Origin of the sequence: Olsenella uli DSM 7084 (assembly GCF_000143845.1) — a bacterium.
GTDB classification, from domain to species: Bacteria; Actinomycetota; Coriobacteriia; order Coriobacteriales; family Atopobiaceae; genus Olsenella; species Olsenella uli.
Genome location: NC_014363.1, coordinates 1,818,596 through 1,841,524, shown reverse-complemented (window position 1 = coordinate 1,841,524; position 22,929 = coordinate 1,818,596). Strand labels below are relative to the sequence as shown.

Annotated in this window: 32 protein-coding genes; 31 read left to right on the top strand and 1 reads right to left on the bottom strand. The window is 64.3% G+C overall.

The annotated features are described in order from the left end of the window. Positions 1-98: 98 nt before the first annotated feature. A complete protein-coding gene (locus tag OLSU_RS08050; RefSeq protein ID WP_013252461.1) occupies positions 99-641 on the bottom strand; it encodes a hypothetical protein in 543 nt (180 codons plus the stop codon). Between the two features lie 610 nt (positions 642-1,251). Here OLSU_RS08050 and rplC point away from each other — a divergent pair. The 31 genes from rplC (at position 1,252) to rplQ (ending at position 22,432) form a co-directional block, all read left to right on the top strand. Continuing rightward, positions 1,252-1,872: a 50S ribosomal protein L3 gene (rplC, locus tag OLSU_RS08045; RefSeq protein ID WP_013252460.1), complete on the top strand. Its 621-nt coding sequence runs from the start codon at positions 1,252-1,254 to the stop codon at positions 1,870-1,872. Between the two features lie 45 nt (positions 1,873-1,917). Then, positions 1,918-2,544 carry a 50S ribosomal protein L4 gene (gene rplD / locus OLSU_RS08040; RefSeq protein ID WP_013252459.1) on the top strand — a complete coding sequence of 209 codons (627 nt, stop codon included), beginning with the start codon at positions 1,918-1,920 and terminating at the stop codon, positions 2,542-2,544. Further along, positions 2,544-2,849, top strand: coding sequence for a 50S ribosomal protein L23 (gene rplW, locus OLSU_RS08035; RefSeq protein ID WP_013252458.1), 306 nt, complete (start codon positions 2,544-2,546; stop codon positions 2,847-2,849). The genes rplD and rplW overlap by 1 nt, the downstream gene beginning before the upstream one ends. Before the next feature lie 133 nt (positions 2,850-2,982). Further along, positions 2,983-3,819 carry a 50S ribosomal protein L2 gene (gene rplB, locus OLSU_RS08030; protein ID WP_013252457.1) on the top strand — a complete coding sequence of 279 codons (837 nt, stop codon included), beginning with the start codon at positions 2,983-2,985 and terminating at the stop codon, positions 3,817-3,819. Positions 3,820-3,849: 30 nt separating this feature from the next. Further along, the gene (gene rpsS, locus OLSU_RS08025) at positions 3,850-4,110 is read left to right on the top strand and encodes a 30S ribosomal protein S19 (protein WP_013252456.1); all 261 of its coding nucleotides are present in this window, start codon (positions 3,850-3,852) and stop codon (positions 4,108-4,110) included. A gap of 15 nt (positions 4,111-4,125) precedes the next feature. After that, complete coding sequence (gene rplV / locus OLSU_RS08020; protein WP_013252455.1) at positions 4,126-4,488, top strand: 50S ribosomal protein L22; 363 nt, start codon at positions 4,126-4,128, stop codon at positions 4,486-4,488. A gap of 7 nt (positions 4,489-4,495) precedes the next feature. After that, positions 4,496-5,206 (top strand): 30S ribosomal protein S3, encoded by a 711-nt coding sequence (gene rpsC / locus OLSU_RS08015; protein ID WP_013252454.1) that lies wholly within the window; start codon positions 4,496-4,498, stop codon positions 5,204-5,206. Further along, positions 5,206-5,631 carry a 50S ribosomal protein L16 gene (rplP, locus tag OLSU_RS08010; protein ID WP_013252453.1) on the top strand — a complete coding sequence of 142 codons (426 nt, stop codon included), beginning with the start codon at positions 5,206-5,208 and terminating at the stop codon, positions 5,629-5,631. Before rpsC ends, rplP begins: the two co-directional genes overlap by 1 nt. Positions 5,632-5,633: 2 nt before the next feature. Further along, on the top strand, positions 5,634-5,849 hold the full coding sequence (gene rpmC, locus OLSU_RS08005; RefSeq protein ID WP_013252452.1) for a 50S ribosomal protein L29: 216 nt from the start codon (positions 5,634-5,636) through the stop codon (positions 5,847-5,849). 17 nt (positions 5,850-5,866) lie between these two features. Continuing rightward, positions 5,867-6,133: a 30S ribosomal protein S17 gene (gene rpsQ, locus OLSU_RS08000; RefSeq protein WP_013252451.1), complete on the top strand. Its 267-nt coding sequence runs from the start codon at positions 5,867-5,869 to the stop codon at positions 6,131-6,133. 82 nt (positions 6,134-6,215) lie between these two features. Next, entirely contained in the window at positions 6,216-6,584 is a 369-nt protein-coding gene (rplN, locus tag OLSU_RS07995; protein ID WP_013252450.1) for a 50S ribosomal protein L14, read from the top strand. Positions 6,585-6,599: 15 nt separating this feature from the next. After that, a complete protein-coding gene (gene rplX / locus OLSU_RS07990; protein ID WP_013252449.1) occupies positions 6,600-6,917 on the top strand; it encodes a 50S ribosomal protein L24 in 318 nt (105 codons plus the stop codon). Positions 6,918-7,153: 236 nt separating this feature from the next. Then, a complete protein-coding gene (locus OLSU_RS07985; protein ID WP_013252448.1) occupies positions 7,154-11,911 on the top strand; it encodes an InlB B-repeat-containing protein in 4,758 nt (1,585 codons plus the stop codon). 614 nt (positions 11,912-12,525) lie between these two features. Then, positions 12,526-13,083 (top strand): 50S ribosomal protein L5, encoded by a 558-nt coding sequence (gene rplE / locus OLSU_RS07980; protein ID WP_013252447.1) that lies wholly within the window; start codon positions 12,526-12,528, stop codon positions 13,081-13,083. Positions 13,084-13,143: 60 nt separating this feature from the next. Continuing rightward, positions 13,144-13,329, top strand: a complete 186-nt coding sequence (locus OLSU_RS07975; RefSeq protein ID WP_013252446.1) for a type Z 30S ribosomal protein S14 — start codon at positions 13,144-13,146, stop codon at positions 13,327-13,329. Positions 13,330-13,415: 86 nt separating this feature from the next. Further along, on the top strand, positions 13,416-13,814 hold the full coding sequence (rpsH, locus tag OLSU_RS07970; protein WP_013252445.1) for a 30S ribosomal protein S8: 399 nt from the start codon (positions 13,416-13,418) through the stop codon (positions 13,812-13,814). Between the two features lie 30 nt (positions 13,815-13,844). After that, on the top strand, positions 13,845-14,381 hold the full coding sequence (gene rplF / locus OLSU_RS07965; protein ID WP_013252444.1) for a 50S ribosomal protein L6: 537 nt from the start codon (positions 13,845-13,847) through the stop codon (positions 14,379-14,381). Between the two features lie 64 nt (positions 14,382-14,445). Further along, positions 14,446-14,814: a 50S ribosomal protein L18 gene (gene rplR / locus OLSU_RS07960; RefSeq protein ID WP_013252443.1), complete on the top strand. Its 369-nt coding sequence runs from the start codon at positions 14,446-14,448 to the stop codon at positions 14,812-14,814. An 11-nt stretch (positions 14,815-14,825) separates the two neighbouring features. After that, positions 14,826-15,347, top strand: coding sequence for a 30S ribosomal protein S5 (gene rpsE / locus OLSU_RS07955; RefSeq protein ID WP_013252442.1), 522 nt, complete (start codon positions 14,826-14,828; stop codon positions 15,345-15,347). A gap of 2 nt (positions 15,348-15,349) precedes the next feature. Then, positions 15,350-15,541 carry a 50S ribosomal protein L30 gene (gene rpmD, locus OLSU_RS07950; protein ID WP_013252441.1) on the top strand — a complete coding sequence of 64 codons (192 nt, stop codon included), beginning with the start codon at positions 15,350-15,352 and terminating at the stop codon, positions 15,539-15,541. An 11-nt stretch (positions 15,542-15,552) separates the two neighbouring features. Beyond that, complete coding sequence (gene rplO, locus OLSU_RS07945) at positions 15,553-15,999, top strand: 50S ribosomal protein L15 (protein ID WP_013252440.1); 447 nt, start codon at positions 15,553-15,555, stop codon at positions 15,997-15,999. After that, the gene (gene secY, locus OLSU_RS07940; RefSeq protein ID WP_013252439.1) at positions 15,993-17,273 is read left to right on the top strand and encodes a preprotein translocase subunit SecY; all 1,281 of its coding nucleotides are present in this window, start codon (positions 15,993-15,995) and stop codon (positions 17,271-17,273) included. The genes rplO and secY overlap by 7 nt, the downstream gene beginning before the upstream one ends. A 227-nt stretch (positions 17,274-17,500) precedes the next feature. After that, the gene (locus tag OLSU_RS07935) at positions 17,501-18,127 is read left to right on the top strand and encodes an adenylate kinase (protein ID WP_013252438.1); all 627 of its coding nucleotides are present in this window, start codon (positions 17,501-17,503) and stop codon (positions 18,125-18,127) included. After that, complete coding sequence (gene map / locus OLSU_RS07930; protein WP_013252437.1) at positions 18,124-18,912, top strand: type I methionyl aminopeptidase; 789 nt, start codon at positions 18,124-18,126, stop codon at positions 18,910-18,912. The genes OLSU_RS07935 and map overlap by 4 nt, the downstream gene beginning before the upstream one ends. 118 nt (positions 18,913-19,030) lie before the next feature. Continuing rightward, positions 19,031-19,249: a translation initiation factor IF-1 gene (gene infA, locus OLSU_RS07925; protein ID WP_009278458.1), complete on the top strand. Its 219-nt coding sequence runs from the start codon at positions 19,031-19,033 to the stop codon at positions 19,247-19,249. A 125-nt stretch (positions 19,250-19,374) separates the two neighbouring features. After that, a complete protein-coding gene (rpmJ, locus tag OLSU_RS07920; protein WP_013252436.1) occupies positions 19,375-19,488 on the top strand; it encodes a 50S ribosomal protein L36 in 114 nt (37 codons plus the stop codon). A gap of 15 nt (positions 19,489-19,503) precedes the next feature. After that, positions 19,504-19,875: a 30S ribosomal protein S13 gene (gene rpsM, locus OLSU_RS07915; RefSeq protein ID WP_013252435.1), complete on the top strand. Its 372-nt coding sequence runs from the start codon at positions 19,504-19,506 to the stop codon at positions 19,873-19,875. A 12-nt stretch (positions 19,876-19,887) separates the two neighbouring features. Continuing rightward, complete coding sequence (gene rpsK, locus OLSU_RS07910; protein WP_013252434.1) at positions 19,888-20,289, top strand: 30S ribosomal protein S11; 402 nt, start codon at positions 19,888-19,890, stop codon at positions 20,287-20,289. Positions 20,290-20,306: 17 nt separating this feature from the next. Further along, positions 20,307-20,900, top strand: coding sequence for a 30S ribosomal protein S4 (gene rpsD, locus OLSU_RS07905; RefSeq protein WP_013252433.1), 594 nt, complete (start codon positions 20,307-20,309; stop codon positions 20,898-20,900). 25 nt (positions 20,901-20,925) lie between these two features. After that, a complete protein-coding gene (locus tag OLSU_RS07900) occupies positions 20,926-21,867 on the top strand; it encodes a DNA-directed RNA polymerase subunit alpha (RefSeq protein ID WP_013252432.1) in 942 nt (313 codons plus the stop codon). Between the two features lie 37 nt (positions 21,868-21,904). Further along, entirely contained in the window at positions 21,905-22,432 is a 528-nt protein-coding gene (rplQ, locus tag OLSU_RS07895; protein WP_013252431.1) for a 50S ribosomal protein L17, read from the top strand. Positions 22,433-22,929 lie beyond the last annotated feature (497 nt).

Sequence of the window (22,929 nt, the reverse complement as noted above, 5' to 3'; positions counted from 1 at the left end):
GGATGGATAGACCCACGAGGTGGGGGAGAGAAGCGCGGCCCATACGGCGGAGGAGGGATATGCGGCTCATAGGGTGACGCACCAAGGGGCGACACAACTCACGGTCTCGTGTCGAAGGGGGCTGCGGGTAGGAGCGCGACGGCTCCTGGTAGCATGCCCAGAGCATAGGGTGCGACCATGAGCGCCCCCATATCGACGCCAGTTGAGATCTGCGGCGTGACTGCCATTGACGCGAGGCCTTGCAAAAGCGCGAGGTCGCGTTCTACAATCAGGCGCTCGTCAGCGGTGCCGCTGATGTTGCCGGAGTCTATGCCCTGTAGCAGCAGCTTGTGTTCGTGTGCTGCAGCTTCGGAAAAGTCTCGTGGGTCCGTCGCGGCCAGGGCGCCTCGCATCGCCTCGAGCCGTCGCTGCGCTTGGTCGACGAGTTCCTGTGGCGCGTCCTCGAAGCTACCCGATGACAGTGCCGCAGAAAGAATCGAGTAGTTGTCCGCAAGTTCCTTGCGATACTCTCCTACGCCGGGCACCGGGAGATGGTAGTTGCAGACAAAGAGGGCACCTGTGCCGATTAGTAGCGCCAGCATCGATAGTCGCAGGTCCCTTAGCGTCAGCCGCACAAGGTATTGCGTAAGCCATCGAACCATCCGGAGCTCCTCTCACAGGGTCCCATCCGCTTGGGGCTGCGTTTCGCCGTGCAGGCGTCCGCAGCGCGAGCCCCCAGTGCACGAGCGCCCCTGCCGCACAGGCGCATGCCGTCGTGCCCTACGCCCCTAGGGTTGCTGTTCAAGGCGCCGATGTCATGTCATAAAGAGGGCCATCTTTGGCATATCAGTGCTGGGCTGCGTCGAGCTGCGGCGCCATTTCGTGCCATGCTTGCGCCCGTGTTGCCTCGCGCGGCCCACAGCGCTCTTCGCCCTGTTCCGCATCCCCGCATGCCCCGCCCTGCCTCCAGTAGATACGCCCGAGGCAGTGGGAAATGTAGCCCCAGCTCAGGGCCGTGTATCTTTCTGAGAAGTAATTGTGAAGCCCGAGTTGGAAGTGTATCCTGTTCAGGCTGCACTTTTATGGGGGCTTCTGTGTCGCGACCGCTTGCTCCGCCCTGTGTAGGAGCACCTGCCCGCGGGAACGCGCAGGGTCCGCAGTTGAGGTGCGGTGACAGTCGGATGTGGTCCGCTGGGGGAGTGGCACCGGATGTGCCACGGGTGCGCGCGCGTGCGCACGAGGTCCCATGACCACCGAGGGTAAGGAAAGAGTATGGTCAGCACGATTCTTGGCCGCAAGATCGGGATGACGCAGGTGTGGGACGAAGACGACAACGTCGTTCCCGTCACCGTCATCCAGGCGGGCCCCTGCACCGTCTCGCAGGTGAAGACGAAGGCGACCGACGGCTACGATGCCGTCCAGATCGGCTTCGGGGACATCACTGCCAAGCACGTCAACAAGCCCATGGCGGGCCACTTCGCCAAGGCTGGCGTCGAGCCCATGCGCTACCTGCGCGAGGTCCGCGTCGAGGACGGCGAGGAGCACAGCTGCGGCGACCAGGTCAGTGTCGCGGACTTCGCAGAGGTCAAGTCCGTCGACGTCACCGGCACCTCCAAGGGCAAGGGCTTCCAGGGCACCATCAAGCGCTGGAACTTCTCCCGCGGCCCTATGACGCACGGCTCCCGCAACCAGCGCAAGCCCGGCTCTATCGGCCAGTGCGCCTACCCCGCGCGCGTCCGCAAGGGCCTGCACATGGCCGGCCACATGGGCGACGAGCGCGTCACCGTCAAGAACCTCAAGCTCGTCCGCGTCGACGTCGAGCAGAACCTCATGCTCGTCAAGGGCGCCGTCCCCGGTGGCAAGAACGCCCTCGTTTCGATCCGCATGGCCTAAGGGCCCGCACGCCAGACGAGTCCCAAGGCTTACAAGGAGGACAGCATGTCCAAGATCGAAGTTAAGAACGTTGAAGGGAAGGCGGCCGGCGAGGTCGAGCTTTCCGACAGCGTCTTCGGCATCACGCCGAACATCCCGGTGATGCACCAGGTCGTCGTCGCCTACGAGGCGTCGATGCGCCAGGGCACCCACTCCACCAAGAACCGCTCCTCCGTCTCCGGCGGCGGCGCGAAGCCCTACCGCCAGAAGGGCACCGGCCGCGCCCGCCAGGGCACCATCCGTGCCCCGCAGTGGGTCGGCGGTGGCGTCGTCTTTGGCCCCACTCCGCGCAGCCATGCCAAGCGCGTCAACAACAAGGAGAAGAAGCTCGCCATGCGCTCCGCGCTTTCCGGCAAGCTTGCCGACTCCGAGCTCATCCTGGTCGACGAGCTCTACTTCAAGGAGCCCAAGACCAAGCTCGCCGTCGCGGCCCTCAAGGCCCTTGGCATCGAGGGCAAGCGCGTGACCATCGTCGTCGCCGACGATGACGTCATCACCTACCTCGCCTTCAGGAACCTCCCCAAGGTCAGCATCATTGCCGCCTCCGAGGCCAACACCCGCAACCTGGTCGACAACGGCGCCCTCGTCATGTCCACTGCGGTTGCCAAGCAGCTCGAGGAGGTGCTCGCATAATGAACTCCGCCTACGAAGTCATCATCCGCCCGGTCGTCTCCGAGCGTTCCTTCGACCTCATGGCAGACGGCAAGTACACCTTCGAGGTCGCGCGCTCTGCGCCCAAGGAGGAGATCGCCGCCGCCGTCGAGAAGATCTTCAACGTTCACGTCCTCAAGGTGAACACCATGTGGGTCAAGCCCAAGAACAAGCGCGTCCGCTACGTCACCGGCAAGACCCGCAGCTGGAAGAAGGCCGTCGTCACCCTCGCCCCCGGCGACCAGATCGAGGTCTTCTCCGGCCAGCAGGCAGCTGCCGAGGAGTAGGCATCTCGCCCGTGCCCCTGGTGGGGCCGGGCTCTCATGCCGCGCATGGTGGATACGCGCGGTACCGTGGTAGTCCGGTGTCGACCCACCAATCCCTGGGCGGGTCGGCCAACGGAAAGAAGGGAAAGAAGTAATGGCAGTCAAGCACCTCAAGCCCACGAGTGCCGGCAGGCGTTGGCAGACGGTCTCCGACTTCTCGGAGATCACTACCGACAAGCCCGAGAAGTCCCTCCTCGAGCCCCTGCCCAAGAAGGCCGGCCGTAACAACAACGGCCGCATCACCACCCGTCACCAGGGTGGCGGCAACAAGCGCAGGTACCGCAGGATCGACTTCAAGCGTCGCAAGGACGGCGTCCCGGCCAAGGTCGCCACGATCGAGTACGACCCCAACCGTTCCGCTCGCATCGCGCTGCTCCACTACGTCGACGGCGCCAAGGCCTACATCCTCTGCCCCGAGGGCCTGCACGTTGGCGACAGGGTCATCTCGGGCGAGAGGGACGTCGACATCAAGCCGGGCAACGCGATGCCGCTGTCCGAGATCCCCGTCGGCACCCTGATCCATGCCGTGGAGTTCCAGCCGGGCAAGGGCGCCGCGATGGCACGTGCCGCCGGCACCTCCATCCAGCTCATGGGCAAGGACAGTGGCTACGCCGTCCTGCGCATGCCCTCCTCCGAGCTTCGTCGCGTCCTGCTCACCTGCCGCGCCACCATCGGGGAGGTCGGCAACGCGGACCATGCCAACATCGTGATCGGCAAGGCCGGTCGTCAGCGCTGGCGCGGCGTGCGTCCCACCGTCCGTGGCACGGTCATGAACCCGGTCGACCACCCGCATGGCGGCGGCGAGGGCAAGAACCACACCTCCGGTCGTCCCTCCGTCACCCCTTGGGGCAAGCCGACCAAGGGCTACAAGACGCGCGATCCCAAGAAGGCGTCGAACCGTCTCATCATCCGTCGTCGCAAGTCCAAGTAGCCAAGACACGAGTAAGAGGAGATCCTAAGAATGAGCAGAAGTCTCAAGAAGGGCCCGTTTGTGGAGACTCGCCTCCTTGCGCGTGTCGCCGCGATGAACGAGGCCGGCAAGAAGGACGTCGTGAAGACCTGGTCGCGTGCGTCCACCATCTTCCCCGAGATGGTCGGTCACACGATCGCCGTCCACGACGGCCGCAAGCACGTCCCCGTGTACATCACCGAGTCCATGGTTGGTCACAAGCTGGGCGAGTTCGCGCCCACCCGCACCTTCCGCGGCCACAAGCAGGCATAGGGGGTTAGGGAGTAAATGGCTAAGAACAACGCCGCAAACGAGGTCTCCGCCACCGCCAAGTACGTACGCATGGCTCCTCGCAAGGTCCGCATGGTGGTCGACACCATCCGCAACAAGTCCGTCGAGAGGGCGCTCGAGACCCTCCAGTTCTCGAGCCGCGCCGCAGCCGAGCCCGTCGCCAAGGTCCTCCGCTCGGCGGTGGCCAACGCCGAGAACAACAACGGCCTGCGCTCCGCCGGCCTCGTGGTCAAGTACGCCTACGTCGACGAGGGTCCCACGCTCAAGCGCATCCGTCCGCGCGCCAAGGGCTCCGCGTCGCGCATCAACAAGCGCACCAGCCACATCACCGTCGTCGTTGCACCTGGAAAGGAGGCGTAGGGAAAGTATGGGTCAGAAGGTTCAGCCTACCGGCTTCCGTCTCGGCATCACCGAGGAGTGGCGTTCCCGTTGGTACGCCGATAAGAAGGACTACGCCAAGAGCCTTGGCAACGATCTCGAGATCCGCAGGTTCCTCGAGAAGCGTCTCGCCTCCGCCGCCCTCTCCCGCGTCGACATCGAGCGTGCCGGCGACAAGGTGAAGGTCGTCATCTACACCGCCCGCCCCGGCATCGTCATCGGCAAGAAGGGCGCCGAGATCGACGCCCTGCGTGCCGACCTCCAGAAGCTCGCCGGCGTCGACAAGGGCAACATCAACGTCGACGTCATCGAGGTCAAGCGCCCCGAGCTCGACGCCCAGCTGGTCGCCCGGTCCATCGCGGAGCAGCTCGAGGGCCGCATCGCCTTCCGCCGCGCCGTCCGCAAGGCCATCCAGTCCGCCCGCAAGGCCGGCGCCAAGGGCATCCGCATCCAGTGTTCCGGCCGCCTGAACGGCGCCGAGATGGGCCGCCGCGAGTGGTCGCGCGAGGGTCGCGTGCCCCTGCACACCCTGCGCGCCAGGATCGGCTTCGGCACCGCCACCGCCCGCACCACCATGGGTGCCTGCGGCGTCAAGGTCTGGATCTACCTCGGCGAGAAGCTGCCGGGCCAGCCTGCGCCCAACCCGGCGCTCGAGGGCTCCAGCCGTCCCCGCCGTCGTAACGAGAGGAGGGGCCGCTAATGCTGGCACCCAAGCGCGTCCTTCACCGCAAGGTTCAGCGTGGCTCCATGAAGGGCCATGCCAAGGGCAACACCGAGCTGCACTTCGGCAGCTACGGCCTGCAGGCCCTCGAGGCCCACTGGATCACCAACCGCCAGATCGAGGCCGCCCGTATCGCCATGACCCGCTACATGAAGCGCGGCGGCAAGGTGTGGATCACCATCTTCCCGGACAAGCCCGTCTCCAAGAAGCCCGCTGAGACCCGCATGGGCAAGGGCAAGGGCAACCCCGAGGAGTGGGTGGCCGTCGTGAAGCCCGGTCGCATCATGTTCGAGATCGACGGCGTCGAGGACGCCATCGCCAGGGAGGCCCTGCGCCTCGCCCAGCACAAGATGCCGATCAGGACCAAGGTCGTTACCCGCGCCGAGTCGGACGTGGAGGAGTAGGCATGAAGTACAAGGACATCCGCGAGCTCTCCGATGAGGAGCTCGCCCAGAAGCTCGAGGACGGCCGCGCGGAGCTCTTCAACCTCCGCTTCCAGATGGCGACCAGCCAGCTGGACAACACCGCCCGCGTCACGCTCGTCAAGCGCGACATCGCCCGCGTCCAGACCGAGATGCGTGCGCGCCAGATCGCAGCGGACAAGGCCGCTGCGGAGAAGTAGATCGCAGGAGATAAGAAATGGCAGATACCGAAAGCAGGAACGCGCGTAAGGTCCGCACCGGCGAGGTCATCTCCCTCTCCGGCGACAAGTCCGTTACGGTCCAGGTCACCTATCGCAAGCACCACCCCAAGTACGGCAAGATGATGACCATCCACAAGAAGCTCCATTGCCATGACGAGAGGAACGAGTGTGGCCTGGGCGACACCGTTCGCGTCGTGGAGACCCGCCCCCTCTCCAAGACCAAGCGCTGGCGTGTCGCGGAGATCGTGGAGCGCGCCAAGTAACGACCTTTTCAACCCATTGCGGCCATGTGCGGCGCAAGCGCGGTCGCACCTCTGGCTGGGGTGAGTATTCGGAGGAACAGCAATGATTCAGATGGAGACCATGCTCAACGTCGCTGACAACAGCGGCGCCAAGCGTGTCAAGTGCATCAAGGTCTTGGGCGGCTCCAAGCGCCGTTACGCCGGCCTCGCCGACGTCGTCATGTGCGCCGTGCAGGAGGCGACGCCGGGCGGCTCCGTGAAGAAGGGCGACGTCGTCCGCTGCGTCATCGTCCGCACCGCCAAGGAGACCCGTCGCAAGGACGGCAGCTACATCCGCTTCGACCAGAACGCGTGCGTCCTGGTCAACAAGGACGGCGAGCCCAAGGGCACCCGCATCTTCGGGCCCGTCGCCCGCGAGCTGCGCGACCACAAGTACATGAAGATCGTCTCGCTCGCACCCGAGACACTGTAAGGAGGCGTGGACAGAATGCCTAAGATGAACATCAGGAAGGGCGACAGGGTCCAGGTCCTCTCCGGCAAGGACAAGGGGAAGCGCGGCGAGGTCCTGCGTGCCATGCCGGCCAAGGGCAAGGTCGTCGTCGAGGGCGTCGCCATGGTCAAGAAGGCCCAGCGTCCGACCCAGGCCAACCAGCAGGGCGGCATCATCGAGAGGGAGGCCGCCATCGACGTCTCCAACGTCGCGCTGATCGACCCCGAGACCGACAGGCCCACGCGCGTCGGCTACCGCTTCGACGAGAACGGCAAGAAGGTCCGCTACTCCAAGAAGTCCGGAGCCGAACTCTAGGCGCCCTGGCGCATGGGATGCTTGCGAATGCCCCTGTCCGGCGGGATGGGGGCGTTCCCTTGTCGTGGCCGCCAGGCTCGCGAGTCGAACCCGCGGATCCCTCGGTCTCGGAGCCCCTTGAAGGAGCTCCCCGATACTAAAGAAACCCTTTGGTTATCTGCGGAGATGTGATATCGTGGCTACGATTTGTCTGTAATGGCGGGCTTTTGTCTAATTGTGATAGGAGACGTACCCCGATGAAAAACTCGCATAGGCTACGGCATCGGATGGCCACGCTGGGCCTGACCGCCCTGCTGGCCCTTTCGATGACCCCTACCAGCGGCATCGCGTATGCGCTGGGCATGGGGGAGGGCGACGCGCCCACAGCGGCCGAAACCACGCCCGATCCGGCGGCAGGTGCAGGCACCAGCTCGCAGGGTACCGACGGGCAGGGTGCCGACGGGCAGACCCCTGGTGCCGTCGCAGACGAGAGGGACTCTACGTCCAATGTCGCGACCCCCGCGGAGAAGGGCACCGCCTCGGGCAACGAGGCCGAGGCTGCCGCGCCGAGCGGCGACGCCGTGACCATGCTCCGGGCACCCCAGGCCCCCGTTTCGCTGACCGAGCTCTGGGTCGACGGCACGAACGGCGACGACGCCAACGACGGCTCCGCCTCCTCGGCGCTCAAGACGCTCGCCAAGGCGCTCGAGCTCCAGGCGGCCGACCCCTCCGTCACCACGATCCACATCAAGGGCGACCTCGCGCTCTCCGCGACGGCCACCATCCCCTCGGGCGTGACGCTTTCCATCGCGGCCGACGGCGCGAAGATCAGCGGCAGCGGCAACAGCATCGACGGCATCGTGCTTGCGAGCGGCGCCACCCTCACGGGCGAGGGCACCCTCACGATGACCGGGTTCAAGACGGCCCTCACCGCGCAGCCCGGCTCCACCATCACCGACGGCACCTACGTCTTCAAGAACAACGCGGGCGCAAGCGGTTCGCGCGGCCTGTCCCTCGCCGGGACCGTCAAGGGCTCTTCAGGCAAGGACAAGCTCACCATCACGGCGGACGACAAGAGCAACACAAACTTCTACGAGTCCGGCATCACATTCGAGAACTGCACGGTCAACGTGAACTCCCAGGCCCGCACCTGGTTCGACGCGCGCGACCTCAACCTCAAGAACGCGTCGCTCACGGTGAAGGGCTTCGGTCAGACCTTCTACGTGAACAAGCTGAACATGGAGGGTTCCGACCTCACGATCAACCCGTCGTTCTACGGCCAGACGGGCATGACCATCCAAGGCTCCTCTACTATCGCGAACTCGCATATCACGGCGAACGCCGGTTCGACCGCGGGCATCTCGGTCGGCGCAGCAGGCGGGACGATCAACGTCACCGACTCCACGCTCGAGTTCACCAACGGCGGCACCGGCGGCCTGAACGTGAACACCGGCGACGTCATCCTCACCAACTCCACCATCAAGGGAGACGGCAACAACAGCGGCGCCCTCTTCGGGGCGCAGACCAACGGGTCGATCGAATTCAAGGAAGACTGCCTCGTCGAGACCCCTGCGGCAAGCAATGCCGACAACGGCGCCGGCCAGACGATGAAGAACTTCGTCGTGACGGGCGGCTCGTACCTCGTCAAGTACGCGCCGAGCTACAACAGCAGCATGGGCAGCACCATTCCCGTGAACGGCGCCGCCAACGGCGACGAGAAGCTCTCCCTGTTCACGCTTGCCGATCCGTCCACCACCGCGCTCAGCCCCCTGAACAAGAACGGCCAGACCTACGATTATTCCGTCGCCAAGGCGTCGAGCGATGGCGAGAAGCATGTCTGGGTTCCCGCTGCCAAGGTGACGTTCAAGCTCAACGCCGACGACGCGACGCAGCCGGTCTCGGGTTCCTTCGTGGATGGTTCCACCGCCGATCAAACGGCGCTTGCCATGCGCGGCTACGCTCTCGCGGCTGCAAAGTCCGTTGCGGGCGGTTCCGTCGCGGTTCCGGGCGACCCGTTCGCTCCGGGCTACAAGTTCCTCGGCTGGTTCTATAAGGACGCGGCAGGTACCGAGCAGCCGTTCTCTGCGGACGATGCGGTTTCCTCCGATATGACGGTGTATGCGAAGTGGGAAAGCGATGCATCGTCCTATGCCGTCAAGTACCATAACGGCGCAGACACCGACGTGACGTACCTTGCAACGTCGAGCGATCCTTCCCGCACCATCAAGGTGCTTTCGGGCGACGAGGTCGCAGCGGCGGCCCCTGCATTCGCCCTCGAGGGCAAGACCTTCAAGGGCTGGACCACCCAGCCTGACGGCGCGGGCGATGAAGTCGCTGCGGGCAGCATGCTTTCCGTGCCTGCCGGCACGAACGTCGTCGACCTGTATGCCAAATGGGAAGACCAGCTCGTGACCGTCAAGTTCTCCGCGAACGGCGGCACCTTCTCTGCGGATAGCGTGTTCAAGAAGAACCCTGCCGTGTTCGACATCGAAACCGACGCGAACGGCGGCGAGGTCGCCGTCGTCAAGAGGCAGCCCAAGGTCTCCGACAAGACGACCCTCGATGCGCTGCTCAGGTCTCTGGGCGATGGCTCCATCTCTTCGTCGACCAAGGGCATCGCAAGCCCGACCGACACCGATACCGACGCTGCATACACGGGTATTGCGACCTACAAGTACCACGTGCTCGGAAACAAGCACATCCAGGAAACGCAGTGGTTCTGGACCGTCGACCGCTATTACTACTGGTTCAACGATGCCGCAGGCTCTTCCCATGCCAAGATCGACGGCACGGCCAAGCTGACGCAGGATGTGACCTACTACCTCAAGTGGGATAGCGATCCCGCGATCGAGCACGTCGAGGGTGACACCACGATTCCGAGCGACATGTGGAGCGGCTCCCAGGACAAGACCACGTCCATCAAGGAAGTCTCCACGGGTGAGACCTTCAGCATGACCGGTGCGGTCGACGCCTCCGGCATCGTCAGCCAGATGGACGCCCTCGAGGCCTCCATCGCGGGCGGCCTGGACGACCTCACCAAGATCACGCTCTCCGACACCTCGTCCACCTTCAAGGCGACCATCACGCTGCCCGACGGCGTCGTCGTGCCGCCCAACCCGACGGTCACGGCGACGGGCCTCGGGGACTGCTTCGAGGTGAAGAGCACGGAGGTCAACGGCCAGAACGTCACCGTGACCTTCGGCCTGAAGGGCAACTACGACAACTACAAGCAGCTCAAGGATGCCGTGGTGTCCACCGGCAAGGACGATGCGCCGACCGCCGCGCTGCCCAAGCCGATAACGGTCACCGTCGACGGCCTCACGCTTGATGCCGACAACGTGACCAACGGTCAGGAGCTCACGGCCACGGGCGTCGTGGAGGGCACGTTCTCCTCCTTTGCGGAGAACACCGTGACGGCCAAGGTCAAGAAGTTCGACTACGGCTGGACCGGCTCGCAGATCCAGGCGAGCAAGGATCCGCGCGGCACGGGGATCCAGCAGACGATCCTCGTGGTGAAGCCTGCCGCCCAGACGCTCCCTGCCGACATCCTGGTCGGGGGCGACACCGAGCACGACAGCGTGTACCCCGTCCTTCCGGGCCAGACGGTCAACTTCACGGGCGCCATCGAGGCGTCTGTGGTGAAGGCCCAGATGAGGGGCATCGAATCGCAGTTCCCCAACACGACGGACTACGCGGGCATCAAGCTCTCGGACATGTCCTCCTCCTTCACGGCCACGTTCACCATTCCCGATTCGATGACCCTTCCCGAGAACCTGAATAAGGATTCCATCAGGACGGACGGGTTCTCCGACACCTTCACCGTGTCCGACGTGTCCGTCAGCGGCAGGACCGTGACCGTCAAGATGACGCTCAAGGACGGCATCGAGACGTACAAGGACCTCCAGGAGGCCGTCATTGACAACCTTGGCGACACCATGGGGATCACCATCCCCGGCGTCAAGGTGAACGACGACTTCCCCGCGGGCGATACGGCTACCGTTTCCGGCACCGTGACCGGCGACTTCAAGGCCCACGCGACGAAGACCGAGACGGGCACCACGAAGGTCTTCTCCTTCACGTGGGAGGGCGTGCAGAAGCCCGAGGGCATGGACGCGACCGCCAACTCCGTCGACGACGGAATCCTGTTCACGGTCCAGGCCGTCACCCCCGTGGCTTCCAAGCTTCCGGCCGACATGCTGGTTGGCACCAACACGGAGCATGACGCCGTCATCGAGTCCGCCCAGGGCTCCACGTTCGATCTGACGGGCGCCATCCTCGCGGCATCCATACAAGAGCAGATGAACAGGATCGAGGCGGCCTATCCGGGTGCGAACCACGACACCATCGCCCTTGACGCCATCAAGTTCTCGTTCGAGGCCACCTTCACCGTCCCCGAGGGCATGACGCTCCCGTCCGACCTTGACGCGAGCAAGGTCAAGGCCACCGACTTCGGCGATGGCTTCAAGGTCAGCGACGTGAGGGTGAGCGGTCGGACCGTCACCGTCAAGTTCGTCCTGAGCGACCCTGCTTCCATCGCGACCTACTCCGACCTTGAGAGGGTCGTGGATGCGGCCGGTGCGACCGATGGCTGGATGAGGCTCACGGTGCCTGGCATCAAGATTGATAAGGATGCCGAGGTTGGCAAGAACCTTACTATCGTCGGTACGGTCAAGGGTTCGTTCGGCGCTACGGCAGACTCCCAATCCGGTACGCACAAGGTGTTCTCCTTCACGTGGGAGGGGACCCAGTGGCCCGACGGCAAGGATGCTGTGGCGACCGATGACGAGACGATCCAGCTGACCGTGAAGGTCGCCAAGGGCGACGAGTCGGTGACGCCTCAGACGCCCGGCAATGGCGGCACGAAGCCCACCGTCACGAAGACCATCAAGTCGGGCCGCAAGGGCCTGCCGCAGACCAGCGACAACACCCTCTCGCCGGTAGTGCCCGTGGTGGTTGCGGTGTGTGGCGTAGCCGCCATCGCCATCGCGGTTTACGTTCGTCGTAAGCGCAAATAGCACCCCTCTGGGGTCCTGCGGGAAGTAGTCGCAGAGCAGAGATCGGGCCCGCCAGCGGTAGCGTTGGCGGGCCCGACGCCTCCAAGCGGGAACCAACGGGCGGGACCAGCTCTTCGCCGTGCTCAAAAGCTGCTTGTAACAAAAAAGGGGCTTATGTGTACTTTGACCGACGCTGATTCCGCATTCGATGGCGGAATTCCTGTCTTTTCGTTGTAATTGCAACGAAAAGATGCAGTTATGCGGCCTTTTGGAGGCGTTAATCCTCAACGGGGGCATCGCCGCCCTCCCTGAAGTACACATAACTGCCTATTTTGTTACATCCAGCTTGTACCCACCGCATCCAACCTCCGCCGTACCCATTCCCGTTCGCCACGCCGAGGCGCATTCGGCATCTCGCGTGCAGGGCAGCGCCCCGCGTGCGTGGGGAAACTGCGGAGACAGGGCGGCTCGTGCCAAAGGCTGGCATTATTCCGGGCAAACACGTAATATTTGACCTTGCGTCTCTAGATGGGGAGGACTCTGTCTCGAGGGGCAGCTGGCTCCCAGGTATGGTGCCCGGGAGGCGCGAGGCCACAACCCCGCGCTTAAAACCCCGTGTTCGAAGGAGTGTTTGCATGGCAGAGAGCTACGTGCCGCGCCTGAAGACGGCCTACGTCTCCACGGTCCGTGACGAGCTGCAGAAGCAGTTCCAGTACAAGAACGTCAACATGATTCCGAAGATCGAGAAGATCGTGGTGAACATGGGCGTCGGCGAGGCCGCCACCGATTCCAAGGCCATCGACGGTGCCGTGTCCGACCTGCGCGCCATTACTGGCCAGCAGCCCATGGTCACCCGTGCCCGCAAGTCCATCGCCACCTTCCACCTGCGTGCCGGCATGCCCATCGGCGCCAAGGTCACCCTCCGCGGCGACCGCATGTACGAGTTCCTCGATCGCCTGATCGCCATTGCCATCCCGCGCATCCGCGACTTCCGCGGCATCTCCACCAAGAGCTTCGACGGCCACGGCAACTTCTCCATGGGCGTCACCGAGCAGCTGATCTTCCCCGAGATCGACTACGACAAGATCGACCGCACCCGTGGCATGGACATCACCATCGTGACCACCGCCCCGACGGACGAGGAGGGCAAGGCGCTTCTCGATGCCTTCCACTTCCCGTTCAAGAGGGACTAGTCAATATCGTTGCAAGTCGTCCCGGGAAGGGTCCCGGGGCCTCTTCCTGAAGGAGGATTTGTGGCTAAGACATCGATGATCGTCAAGGCGAACCGCGAGCCGAAGTTCTCGACGCGCGCCCAGAACCGTTGCCAGCGCTGCGGCCGTCCGCACAGCGTCTATCGCAAGTTCGGGCTGTGCCGCGTCTGCTTCCGCGAGCTGGCGAGCAAGGGCGAGCTTCCTGGCGTCCGCAAGGCAAGCTGGTAGCCAGGGCTCTCGCGTAAAGGCGTCTGGGCCACGGGCCCAAACGAACCGTACGCGCAGTTTCATCACTAACGAAGGAGAAGGAATCAATGAAGGTCACTGATCCCATCGCAGACATGCTGACGCGCATCCGCAACGCCAACTCCGCCGGCAAGGCCGAGGTCTCCATGCCCTCGAGCAAGGTCCTGGCCGAGATCGCGCGCGTCTTCTGCGAGGAGGGCTACATCGCGGCGTACGAGGTCGAGGACACCAAACCCCAGAAGACCCTCCACGTCACCCTCAAGTACGGTGCCAAGCGCGCCAAGGTCATCCGCGGCATCCGTCGCATCTCCAAGTGCGGCCTGCGCATCTACTCTTCCGCCGAGGACCTTCCCCGCGTCCTTGGTGGCCTCGGCACCGCCGTGATCTCCACCTCCAGGGGCATGATGTGCGACCGCGATGCTCGCAAGCTGGGCATCGGCGGCGAGGTCATCGCCTACATCTGGTAACTCTCGGCTGAATCAAGATAGGAGGAGACAATGTCTCGTATCGGTAAGAAGCCTGTCCAGGTTCCGGCTGGAGTCACCGTGGCCATCGACGGTGCCAACGTCAAGGTCAAGGGCAGCAAGGGCGAGCTGGAGCGCACCTTCTCCGAGCTCGTGACCATCAAGCAGGAGGGCGAGGAGGTCCTCGTCACCCGCAACGACGAGTCCACCGAGTCCAACGCCCAGCAGGGCCTGGCACGCACCCTCGTCCACAACATGGTCGTGGGCGTCTCCGAGGGCTTCGAGAAGAGGCTCGAGCTCACCGGTGTCGGCTACCGTGCCGCGCTCAAGGGCAAGGACCTCGACCTCTCCCTGGGCTACTCCCACCCCGTCATCTTCGAGTGCCCCGACCAGATCAGCTTCGAGGTTCCCGACAACACGCACATCGTGGTCAAGGGCATCTCCAAGGAGCGGGTCGGCCAGGTCGCCGCAGAGGTCCGCTCCAAGCGCCCGCCCGAGCCCTACAAGGGCAAGGGCATCCACTACGAGGGCGAGCACATCCGCAGGAAGCTCGGCAAGGCCGCCAAGTAGCAGCTTCGTCGGCCGATAGGAAGACCATCACCCCGTCAGGTGGTGGCGCGTCAAAGGAGAAGGTATGAACAAGAACAAGGCTAAGCGCGCTGGTCTCGCACGCCGCAAGCGTCGCGTCCGCGCCAAGGTCTCCGGTACCGCCGAGCGTCCGCGTCTCGCCGTGCACCGCACCAACGCAAACATCTACGCCCAGCTCGTCGATGACACGCAGGCGAACACCCTCTGCGCGGCATCGACCCTGAGCCCCGAGTTCAGGGCCCTCGGCAAGGTCGGCTCCAACAAGGAGGCCGCCGAGTTCGTGGGCAAGCTCATCGCCGAGCGCGCGCTCGCCGCAGGCATCGCCGAGGTCACCTTCGACCGCGGCGGCCGCATCTATCATGGCCGCGTTCAGGCCCTGGCAGACGGTGCCCGCAGCGCGGGCCTGAAGTTCTAGGAGGAATTTGAATGCCACGTGATCGTAAGCGCCAGAATGACTCCGATCTTCAGGAGCGCGTAGTCTACATCCACCGTGTGTCCAAGACCGTCAAGGGCGGTCGCCGCATGTCCCTGCTCGCGCTCGTCGTCGTGGGCGACGGCAAGGGCAACGTGGGCATCGGCACCGGCAAGTCCGCCGAGGTGCCCCTGGCCATCCAGAAGGCAGTCGACGACGCCAAGAAGAACATGTTCAAGGTCCCCGTCACCGAGCATGGCTCCATCCCCCATGCCGTCGAGGGCCACTTCGGCGCGGGCCGCGTCCTGATCAAGCCTGCCTTCGAGGGTACCGGCGTCATCGCCGGCGGTCCCGTCCGCCCCCTCTTCGAGCTTGCGGGCATCAACAACGTCCTCTCGAAGTCCCTGGGCACGGATAACGCACTCAACATCATCAAGGCTGCAGCCGAGGGCCTCAAGTCCCTCTCGAGCCCCGAGGACTCCGCCGAGCGTCGTGGCCTCACCGTGTCCGAGATGTTCAGCGGGAAGGAGGCATAACGATGGCAGACGAGAAGAAGCTCACCGTCAAGCTCGTCCGCAGCGCCGTCGCTTCCGTCAAGAAGGACCAGACGCTGACCTGCCGTGCCATGGGCCTCCGCAGGATCGGTGACACCTCCGTGCTCCCCGACAACCCGAGCGTCCGTGGAATGATCTTCAAGGTCAAGCACCTTGTTGAGGTTGAAGAGAACTAGGAGTCATCCAAATGCAGCTCAATGATCTTCGCCCTGCGGAGGGTTCCAGGAAGAACCGCAAGCGCATCGGCCGCGGCAACTCCTCTGGCCACGGCACCACTGCTGGTCGCGGCACCAAGGGCCAGCTCTCCCGCTCCGGTGGCGGCAAGGGCGCCGGCTTCGAGGGCGGCCAGCAGCCGCTCGCGATGCGCCTGCCCAAGCTCCCCGGCTTCACCAACCACAACCGCGTCGAGTACGCGCCCGTGAACGTCTCCCGCCTCGAGATCCTCTACGCCGACGGCGAGACGGTCGACGCCGAGACCCTCAAGGCCAAGGGCGTCATCAAGCACGACTACATCCCCGTCAAGGTTCTGGGCGACGGCGAGCTCACCAAGAAGCTCACCGTCAAGGTCGACAAGGTCTCCGCCTCTGCCAAGGCAAAGATCGAGGCGGTCGGAGGAAGGATCGAGGAGTGCTAAAGGGAATCGCTAACGCGTTCCGCATTCCGGAGCTGAGGAACAAGATCCTCGTCAGCATCGCGATCTTGGCCCTCTACCGCTTTGGCGCCTACCTGCCCGCCCCGGGCGTGCCGTTCGCGCGCATGCTCGAGGCGTTCTCGGCGGCCTCTGCCAGCAGCGGCGCCATCGCGGTGCTCAACCTGTTCTCCGGTGGCGCGCTTTCGCGTGTCTCGGTGTTCAGCCTGGGCATCATGCCGTACATCACCGCGCAGATCATCCTGCAGATGATGCAGGCCGTGATCCCCTCGCTGGGCGAGCTTGCCAAGGAGGGCGAGTCCGGCCAGCGCAAGATCACCCAGTACACGCGCTATCTCACGATCGTGCTGGCCCTCATCAACGCCATCGGCTACCTGTTCCTCTTCAAGAGCTATGGCATCAACTTCTCGCAGATGGGCTTCCCCGAGGCCATAGAGGACATCATCATCGTGGGGGTCCTCGTGACCGGTGCCATCATCATCATGTGGCTGGGCGAGGTCATCACCCAGCGCGGCGTCGGCAACGGCATGTCCCTCATCATCTTCGCTAACATCATGGCCGGTCTGCCCTCCGCGCTGATCTCCTCGGTCAACACGTCTTCGGCCGGGACCATCATGACGGCCCTCACGCTCCTGGTGATCTTCGCCATCATCCCCGTCATCGTCTACATCGAGCGTGGCCAGCGTCGCATCCCGGTGCAGTACGCCAAGAGGGTCGTGGGCCGCAAGGTCATGGGCGGGCAGTCCACCTACCTGCCGATCAAGGTCAACACGGCGGGCGTCGTGCCCATCATCTTCGCCTCCGCGATCCTGTACCTGCCGGCCCAGCTTGCCGTGTTCTTCCCCAATGTGGGCTGGATCCAGGCCTTCGCGAACGCGCTCTCCTCCGGTTGGGTCAACTGGATCCTCTCCGTCGTCCTGATCGTCTTCTTCGCGTACTTCTACACCGCCATGGTGTTCAACCCCGAGGAGACCTCGGACCAGCTGAGGAAGTCCGGCGGCTTCATCCCGGGCGTCCGACCTGGCGGCCCCACTGCAGCTTACATCAAGGGCGTCCTGGACCACATCACGCTCCCGGGCGCGCTCTTCATGGCGGCCATCGCGGTCGTTCCGTCGATCCTGTTCGCCCTCACGGGCAACAGCCTCCTGCAGGCCTTTGGCGGCACATCGGTCCTGATCATGGTCGGTGTCGCGATGGATACCATCTCGCAGCTCGAGTCGCAGCTCAAGATGCACAACTACGAGGGGTTCTTCAAGTAGGCCCATGCGGCTTCCGGTCGCGTCCCGTGCCGGCGCGTCACATGCGAGCGTCGTCTGACGGGACCCTTCGGGGTCCCGTCTTTGGCGTTCTGGTGCCCGGCGGGCCGTTCGGGCGCAATATTTTCCCACCCCGACTGCAAATGGCCGGCATCGAGACTAGACTTTAGCTGTTGCCCCGTGCCGGCGACGGCACGCACGACCTCGGATTGGAAAGGTGGGTCAGTCGCATGAACATCGTTCTTCTCGGCGCGCCCGGCGCAGGCAAGGGCACGCAGGCCCAGAGGCTCGTCGCCGACTACGGCGTCGCGCACATCTCCACGGGAGACCTGCTCCGTGCCGCCGTCAAGGCCCGAAGCGAGCTGGGCGTCCAGGCCAAGGTCTACATGGATGCGGGCCAGCTCGTACCCGACCGGCTCGTTATCGGCCTGGTCAAGGAGCGCCTCGGCCAGGACGATGCCAGGCGCGGCTTCATCCTCGACGGCTTTCCCCGCAACACCGATCAGGCCGTCGCGCTCGACGCCGCGCTCGAGGCCGCAGGCGTCGCGCTCGACGTCGCGCTCCTCGTCGACGTTGCGCCACAGGTCATCGTCGATCGCCTGAGCTCGCGGCGCACCTGCAGGGACTGCGGCTACACGGCGGGTGCCGCTGCGGACGCGTGCCCTCGCTGCGGCGGGGAGATGTACCAGCGCGACGACGACAGGCCCGAGACCATCAAGAGGCGCCTCGACGTCTACCAGGGGCAGACCGCGCCGCTCGCCCAGTACTACGACGAGCGCGGAATGCTGAGGCGGGTTGACGGCGATCGTCCGGCCGATGAGGTCTACGCAGACGTCAAGGAGCTTCTGAGCCTATGATCCACATCAAGACCCCCGAAGAGATCGAGCAGATGAAGCAGGCGGGCGGCATCTCGAAGTCTGCGCTTCGCCTGGCAGGCTCCCTTGTGCGTCCGGGAGTCTCCACCCGCGAGATCGATGCCGCCGTGGAGGGCTTCATTCGCCTGCACGGCGCCACCCCCACCTTCAAGGGCTATGGCGGTTTTCCCGGTAGCGTCTGCTCCTCGGTCAACGAGCAGATCGTCCACGGCATCCCGTCGCCCGAGGTGTTCCTGAGCGACGGCGACATCATATCCATCGACACGGGCGCCACCTACGCCGGTTGGGTGGGCGACAACGCCTGGACCTTCTATGTCGGCTGCGTTCCCGACGAGGTCAGGGGGCTTTGCGAGGTCACACGCGATTGCCTCAGGGCCGGCATCGAGCAGGCCGTGCCCGGCAACCACCTGGGCGACATCGGCCACGCCGTCCAGGAGCTTGCCGAGACGAACGGCTACGGCGTCGTCCGCGAGTACGTGGGCCATGGCGTCGGCCACGTCATGCACGAGGATCCCAACGTCGCCAACTACGGCAAGAGGGGTCGCGGCGTCCGCCTGCAGGCGGGCATGGTCATCGCCATCGAGCCCATGATCACGCTCGGGTCCTACGAGAACCACACGCTGAGCAATGGCTGGACGGTCGTTACCGACGATGGGCTGCAGGCCGCGCACTACGAGAACACCGTCGCCGTCACCAAGGATGGCCCCGTCATCCTCACGTCTGACGACGAGGGGCCCTGGTGTCCCCTTCAGGGTGGCGAAAAGTAGTCGGGAGCTGCGGCTGAGGCACGCATCGCTTGTGTGTTATCCGTGCATCGACTCGGGAGATGTGTGGATTTATGTATGATATTCAGTCGCTGTGACTCGTGGGGAGAAAGTAGGCAAGGTGAGCAAGCAAGACGGTATTGAGCTGGAAGGAAAGGTCGTCGAGCCCCTTCCCAACGCAATGTTCAACGTCGAGCTCGAGAACGGCAAGACCATCCTGTGCACCATCTCGGGCAAGATCCGCATGAACTACATCCGCATCCTCCCCGGGGACAGGGTCGTCGTGGAGATCTCCCCGTATGACCTCACCAGGGGACGCATCACCTATCGCTACAAGTAGCCCGCGGCTCTCAGCCGGATATTCACGCCTGCGGCTGGGCGAGTAGATAAGGCGCGCCAGCACCACCTGGGAGCGCCGGTTGAAGCACCACCAGTTCGTGACAGCACTACCGGAAGGAATCGCAAATGAAGGTACGCCCTTCGGTCAAGAAGATGTGCGACAAGTGCAAGATCATCCGTCGCCACGGCAAGGTTTACGTGATTTGCGAGAACCCTCGCCACAAGCAGCGTCAGGGCTAAGAGAGGAGCTCGAAGTTGGCACGTATCAACGGCGTCGACCTGCCGCGCGAGAAGCGCGTTGAGGTCGGTCTTACTTACCTGTACGGCATCGGTCAGACCAGCGCCACCAAGGTCTGCGCCGAGACCGGCGTGAACCCCGACACCCGCGTCAAGGACCTCACCGAGGACGAGGTGACGAAGATCCGCGACTACATCGACGCGAACTTCACCACCGAGGGCGACCTTCGCCGCGAGGTCCGCCAGAACGTCGCCCGCCTGATGGAGATTGGCTGCTACCGCGGTCTCCGTCACCGCAAGGGACTCCCTGTCCACGGTCAGCGCACCCACACCAACGCTCGCACCCGCAAGGGCAAGAAGCGTCAGATCGGTGCCAGGAAGAGCCGCTAGGGAGAGTAGACCATGCCACAGAAGAAGAACCAGCGCACCCAGCACGTCCGCCGCGCTGAGCGCAAGAACATCGCCGTGGGTCAGGCCCACATCAAGAGCACGTTCAACAACACGATCATCTCCATCACCGACCCGCAGGGCAACGTCATCGCCTGGCAGTCTGGTGGCACCGTCGGCTTCAAGGGCTCCCGTAAGTCCACCCCGTTTGCCGCCCAGGTCGCAGCGGAGGCTTGCGCCAAGGCCGCGATGGAGCACGGACTGCACAAGGTCGTCGTGTTTGTGAAGGGTCCCGGCTCCGGCCGCGAGACTGCGGTCCGCTCCCTCCAGGCCGCCGGCCTCGAGGTCTCCGGCATCCAGGACAAGACCCCCATCGCCCACAACGGCTGCCGCCCCAAGAAGCGTCGTCGTAACTAGTAGGGAAGGACAGAACAATGGCAATTGATAGGACCCCTGTCCTTAAGAGGTGCCGCCAGCTTGACATCGACCCGATCGTCATGGGCATCAACAAGAAGTCCAAGCGCGAGATCCGCCGCCGTCGTCGCCAGGAGAGCGAATATGGCATCCAGCTTCGCGAGAAGCAGAAGGCCAAGTTCATCTACGGCGTCCTCGAGAAGCAGTTCCGTGGCTACTACGAGAAGGCCATGAAGCGCGACGGCATCGCGGGCGACAACCTGATGAGCATCCTCGAGACCCGTCTCGACAACGTCGTGTTCCGTCTCGGCTTCGCCCGCACCCGCAAGGAGGCCCGCCAGACCGTCCGCCACGGCCACATCACCGTGAACGGCCGTCGCGTGGACATTCCCTCCTACCAGGTCAAGGCCGGCGATGTCGTCGCCGTGGCCCCCAAGGCCAAGGACCTCCTCCCCATCAAGGAGGCCCTGATCTCCTCCGAGCACATGGCCGTTCCCGCATGGCTTGAGGTCGACATCGAGAAGCTTCAGGGCACCGTCCTCCAGACCCCCGTTCGCGACCAGATCGACCTCGACATCGACGCCCAGCTCATCGTCGAGCTCTACTCCAAGTAAGTCGGAACGGTAGGAGGAGGCTTTCATGTCCGAATTCATCCGACCGCAGGTTTCCGTGGAGGAGATCTCCGAGAACCTCGCCCGCGTCAGCGCGGAGCCGCTGGAGCGCGGCTATGGCGACACGCTCGGGAACTCCCTGCGTCGCGTGCTGCTGTCCTCCCTCGAGGGCGCTGCCGTCGAGGCCATCCAGATCGATGGCGTGCAGCATGAGTTCACCACCGTCGAGGGCGTCTACGAGGACGTCACCGACATCGTGCTGAACGTCAAGGGGCTCGTGTTCCGTTCCATGGGCACGGGCGACGAGGCCACCGCCTCGATCTCAATCGACGGCCCCTGCACCGTCACCGGCGGCGACTTCAAGGTCCCCGCCGAGTTCGAGCTCGTGAACGAGGATCAGGTCATCTGCACCCTGGGCGAGGGCGCGCACCTCTCCATGCAGATGCGCATCGGCACCGGTCGCGGCTACGTCGCCGGCGACGACAACGAGCGCGACGGCGATCCCATCGGGATCATCCACGTCGACTCGCTGTACTCCCCGGTGCGTCGTTGCGCCAAGGCCGTCGAGCCCTGCCGCGTGGGGCAGCACACCAACTACGACCGCCTCGTCCTCGAGGTCGAGACCGACGGCTCCATCACCCCGCGCGATGCCGTGGTCGACGCCGCCAACATCGTCAACCAGCACATGAGCGCCTTCATGGCCCTGGCTGACGAGGAGGAGCCCGTCGAGGACGCCTCCATCTTCGCCACGGGCGTCGAGGAGGATAACACCGAGCTCGACAAGCAGATCGAGGACCTGGACCTCTCCGTCCGCTCCTATAACTGCCTCAAGCGCGCCGGCATCCACTCGGTCCGCCAGCTCGTCGAGTTCTCCGAGAACGATCTGCTGAACATCCGCAACTTTGGCGTCAAGTCCATCGAGGAAGTCAAGGACAAGCTCGAGACCATGGGTCTTGGCCTCAAGGCCTAGGACAAGTCGCACAGTTTCACTGAGGAGTAGCTAGACCATGAGACACAACAAGAAGAAGGGTATGAAGCTCGGCACCGATGCCTCTCATACCAGGGCAATGAAGAAGAACCTTGTCGCCTCCCTTCTCGCCAACGACCGCATCAAGACCCTCGATGTCCGCGCCAAGGCCATCCGTCCTGACGTCGACAAGGTCATCACCTGGGCCAAGAAGGGCGACATCCACTCCCGTCGCCTCGCCATCGCCAAGGTTGGCGACAAGGAGGTCGTACGCGAGGTCTTCGACAAGGCCGCGCAGGGCATGTGGGCGGACCGCAGCGGCGGCTACACCCGCATCATGAAGCTCGGCCCCCGCAAGGGCGACGCCGCCGAGGTTGTCATCATCGAGCTCGTGACCGAGCCGGTCGCCTCCAAGGCCCCCAAGACCTCCGTCAAGAAGGTCGCCAGGGTCGAGAAGGTCGAGAAGGCCGAGAAGGCTGCCGAGCCTGCCGGCGATGCCAACGAGCCCGCTGAGGCCACCACATCCGCCGAGTCCGGCGAGTCTGCCGAGGCCACTACCGAGGAGTAGGCCGAGCGGCAGACGGACGAGCTCGGATGGCGCACGAACGGTGTACGGGTGGTGCACGTCCGGGTGTCGGCGTCGTTCGAGCGGGCGGGGAGGCGGCCGGATGCATGGCCGTCAGTCCCGTGCCGGCCTTCGACCGTCTGCTATCCGTCAGACAACTAGCTTGTGGCAGGGGGAGGCGCCGCGTGATGCGGCGCCTCCCCCTGCCATGGGTCGCATCGGTGCTGGTTTTGGGTGCGAAACCCACAGTCCTTCCCCTGTCATCCCGCGACAGGCGCAAAGCGGATGCCTGGGCAACTTTTTGAATCAAATGCTATCCCAATAGCCTGCCGTGGGCTTGGCGTGCCCGAACCCCCCAAACGCCCCCCGGCCTCCCCTTGATTCTTCCTTTCCCACTCGTCCCTGGGAAACGTGCCGTCTGGCAAGCAGCCTGGCAAGTAATGTGGCATCCTAAATGGGTTCGTGTCTTCTAACGGGAGCGCCGTCCTAAAGGGAGGGGC